The sequence below is a fragment of the Treponema sp. UBA785 genome, from assembly GCF_002297065.1.
GTDB lineage: Bacteria > Spirochaetota > Spirochaetia > Treponematales > Treponemataceae > Treponema_D.
On the sequence record NZ_DBJD01000017.1, the window covers coordinates 1 to 3,284 of the forward strand.

Annotated in this window: 6 protein-coding genes; 4 read left to right on the forward strand and 2 right to left on the reverse strand. The window is 38.0% G+C overall.

The features are described from left to right. Positions 1 to 94 precede the first annotated feature (94 nt). The 4 genes from B2X33_RS01205 to B2X33_RS01220 all read left to right on the forward strand — a co-directional run bounded on the left by B2X33_RS01205 (position 95) and on the right by B2X33_RS01220 (position 2,076). A complete protein-coding gene (locus B2X33_RS01205) occupies positions 95 to 484 on the forward strand; it encodes a hypothetical protein (protein ID WP_296666964.1) in 390 nt (129 codons plus the stop codon). Next, positions 485 to 721, forward strand: a complete 237-nt coding sequence (locus B2X33_RS01210; RefSeq protein WP_296666967.1) for a hypothetical protein — start codon at positions 485 to 487, stop codon at positions 719 to 721. It begins immediately after the preceding gene. Position 722: 1 nt separating this feature from the next. Then, positions 723 to 1,592, forward strand: a complete 870-nt coding sequence (locus B2X33_RS01215) for a hypothetical protein (protein ID WP_296666970.1) — start codon at positions 723 to 725, stop codon at positions 1,590 to 1,592. A 94-nt stretch (positions 1,593 to 1,686) separates the two neighbouring features. After that, positions 1,687 to 2,076 carry a DNA methyltransferase gene (locus tag B2X33_RS01220; protein WP_414717800.1) on the forward strand — a complete coding sequence of 130 codons (390 nt, stop codon included), beginning with the start codon at positions 1,687 to 1,689 and terminating at the stop codon, positions 2,074 to 2,076. 227 nt (positions 2,077 to 2,303) lie between these two features. Here B2X33_RS01220 and B2X33_RS09500 read toward each other — a convergent pair whose 3' ends face one another. Both B2X33_RS09500 and B2X33_RS01230 read right to left on the reverse strand, forming a co-directional pair. Then, positions 2,304 to 2,600, reverse strand: a complete 297-nt coding sequence (locus B2X33_RS09500) for an SIR2 family NAD-dependent protein deacylase (RefSeq protein WP_296666973.1) — start codon at positions 2,598 to 2,600, stop codon at positions 2,304 to 2,306. Beyond that, a partial coding sequence (locus B2X33_RS01230; RefSeq protein ID WP_524539496.1) for an SIR2 family NAD-dependent protein deacylase occupies positions 2,569 to 3,284 on the reverse strand: 716 nt, incomplete at its 5' end. The genes B2X33_RS09500 and B2X33_RS01230, both read right to left, overlap by 32 nt.

Genomic DNA, 3,284 nt, shown 5'->3' on the forward strand with positions numbered 1-3,284 from the left:
TCGCGGCAGGTTCATTTCAAAATTAGTATGGAAGTTTTGTCAAAAAATGTGTATAGTAATTTTATAAACGCTACTTATTCTGGAGAAACAAATTATGAACATTTGGACACAGCGAAGCATCGAACTTGCCAATCAGTACGACTATTTAGACCAATTGTTCAAAATTTATCCTCTTTCAGCAAATGAAAAACGCGATTTGCCAAGTGGCATTGTAGAAAAATTAAAAACATTGCTCCAGAACCGCGATTCAAAAGGCTTGATAAACCTTTTGCTTGACCAAGTAAAAGGTCAGGGCGATGAAAAGCATCCTTTCCCGATAAAATATTCTTATGTTTCATATTTAAAAAACGACCGTTCCGCAATAGAAAGAAATCCAAAAACTGTTGAGCGAATTGCAAGTTATCTTTATGAAATGGGTCTTGATGGAATCCTTGAAAAAACATCTGCGCCAAAAGAGACGAACAGGAAAAAGGACGTGGCATAAATGAAATATACACAAAAATTGCTTGAAGATAAAATTCTCCATAACACTGATTACGAATTTCTAAACTCAATCAAAGACAGATTTCCAACAAATAATCCGTATTTCTTAGTCTGCCTCGCGGAAGTTATTTTTAATCGTGAAGAAGATGACACAAAAGATATTTTGAATGAAGTTATTGATGAAGCCTATGATTTATATAAAAACGCGAATATTTCAGAATATTTAAGCGAGATTTAGAATGAAGCTGGTTGAGCTTATAATCGATATTTTAGAAAAATCAGAAATTCCTCTTACACAAGGTGAGATTCTTTCAATTGCAGAAAAACACGAAAAATATTCTGAATGTGAAGAGCTTCAAAAAGTTCAGGTTCCATTGTCTGCTGTTGCCCGATGTCTTACAAAATATTCAAGCGGAAGCAATCCTGTTTTTGGAATTCAAAATGAGGGAAAGGTAAAGAAGAGTAAAAAGCATTTTTTCCTGAAATCTAAAAATATTCCCGAAGCAACCATAATACCAGAATCTTCTTTGCATCCGTATTTGGTAAAATTTGCAAAAGAGCGTTTCGGAGTTTACTGCAAAACCATAAACGCTTTAAAAGTTCAGAAGAAAAAAGACAAAATTGGAAAATGGACAAATCCTGATATAGTTGGCATAAATCCGACAATCCTTGACTTAAATCCGCTTTTTCAATCTGAAATCGAAAAACTTGGGCTTTTTTCAACAAAGGTTATGCAGTTCTACAGTTTTGAACTTAAATTGAAAATTGACAAAAGCAATATCACAGAATGTTATTTTCAGGCAGTTTCAAATTCTGCTTGGGCAAATTACGGCTATCTTGTTGTAGGGGATTTAGATACTGACGCAGCTTTTCTTTCAAACATTTCGCGCTTAAACAATGGCTATGGAATCGGTGTCATAAAATTGAATCTTGAAAATCCTTTAAAGAGTGAAATCGTTGTTTCAGCAAGAGAGCGAAGCGTTGTCGATATAAATTTTATGAATTTTCTTGCTGATATGAATAAAGACTTTTACGCTTTCGTTGACAACGCACGAAAATCGATAAAAACAAAAAAAGTCGATGCGGCTCAATTTGATAAAATAATGTGATAACAGACACTGGCGAACTTCTCCGGCAGAACTTGAAAAACTTGATGAGCAAGGTCTGATTGAATGGTCAAAAAACGGAGTTCCTCGCCGAAAAATTTTTGCGGACGAGCAGAAAGGAAAAAAACTTCAGGACATTTGGGATTTTAAGGATTACCAGTATCCGGTTTATCCGACAGAAAAAAATCTTGACCTATTAAAACTCATTGTCCAGACTTCCTCAAATCCAGAAAGTTTGGTTATGGACTTTTTCTGCGGTTCGGGAACAACTTTGGTTGCCGCCCAAGAACTTGGCAGAAAGTGGATTGGAATTGACAAGTCTCAAAAAGCGATAGAAGTTGCAAGAAAAAAGCTGAATGAAGAAAATGCCGCACTTTTTAAAAACGATTTTGAATTTATTACTATTTCAGAAAAACAAGAGCAGAATCTTCATAATGAAAATATTCTTGTTATACAGAAAACTCCAAAAGTGCTGGTAACTGCGTGAGTTTATTTTTCGCAATTTTCTTTCTTCCTCACATTCTCCTTTTACAAATCTCTTTTTCTCTCTTTTCTTTAATCGCACTCACATTTAATTTGCCTTGCGTGAACCGAGTCTGACTATATGGCTAAAAACAGTGCAAGAAAATTCGGTTTGACAACTGACATTATGTGAAAAATATGCAAAAATGTGTATAATGAAACGCAGATAATTCCTGTTGAATGCAAGACTAATCACATCAGACTCTCAATCGTCTTAAAAATATCGCCCTTTATCAGAACGGAGCGCGGTTTTATTTCCGCAGGAACTTCTTCCTTTTCCATATTGACCGCCGCGTAAAACGCGTTTTTGTTTTTGTACGTGAGATTCCAGAACGGATATTTTATGATTCCGGGCGTGTTTCCTCCGACTCCAAGCTCCAGAAAAAGCGTTCTTGCGTTTTTGTGCTTTTCAATAAAATTCTGGTAGCGTCTTGCCGCTTTGTGCCAGCCGTCGTCCTCAACAAAAGTCTCGTCGCAGCGAAGATTCATCGACATCGGTTTTCCGCAGACCGGGCAGCGCGGCACAAGCTCGGGCGGAATTTCCATTTTCAAAGGATTTCTCAGAAAAACAAGGTCGCCGTCTTTTTTCGTTTTCGCTGTCCTCAAATCCGAATCCTTGCGAAACGAGCATTTTTCTCACCGCCTCTTCGTTGCCGTAAGTCTTTTTGTGGCACGGAACGCAGCACTGAAAAAGTCCGTAGTCGCCCTGCGTGTAGAAAAGCCGCTTTTTGTCGAATCCGGCCTTTTGAAAGCAGTGGTCAACATTCGTGGTGATTGCAAAATAGTCCTTGCCGCGCACAAGCTCAAAAAGTTTTTCGTAGACCGGAAGCGGCGCGCGCATATATCGGTTGATGTAAATGTAGCGGCTCCAGTAAGCCCAGTTTTCCTCAAGCGAGCCAAAATCCGCAAATCCGCCAGAGTACATATCGTGAAAATGATATTTCGTCTCAAAGTCCGAAAAATATTTTTTGAACCGCTCGCCGCTGTACGAAAATCCCGCGCTTGCAGAAAGCCCGGCGCCGGAGCCAATCACGACGCATTCCGCTTTTTCAAGCTGTTCTTTCAGCGTCTCGATTTTTTCGTTTGCGATATTTACAAAGTGCTTTTTTAACATATTTAATTTCGTTTTTTTAATTTTGCTGTCATTATCGGGCTTGAAATCATCTGTCATTA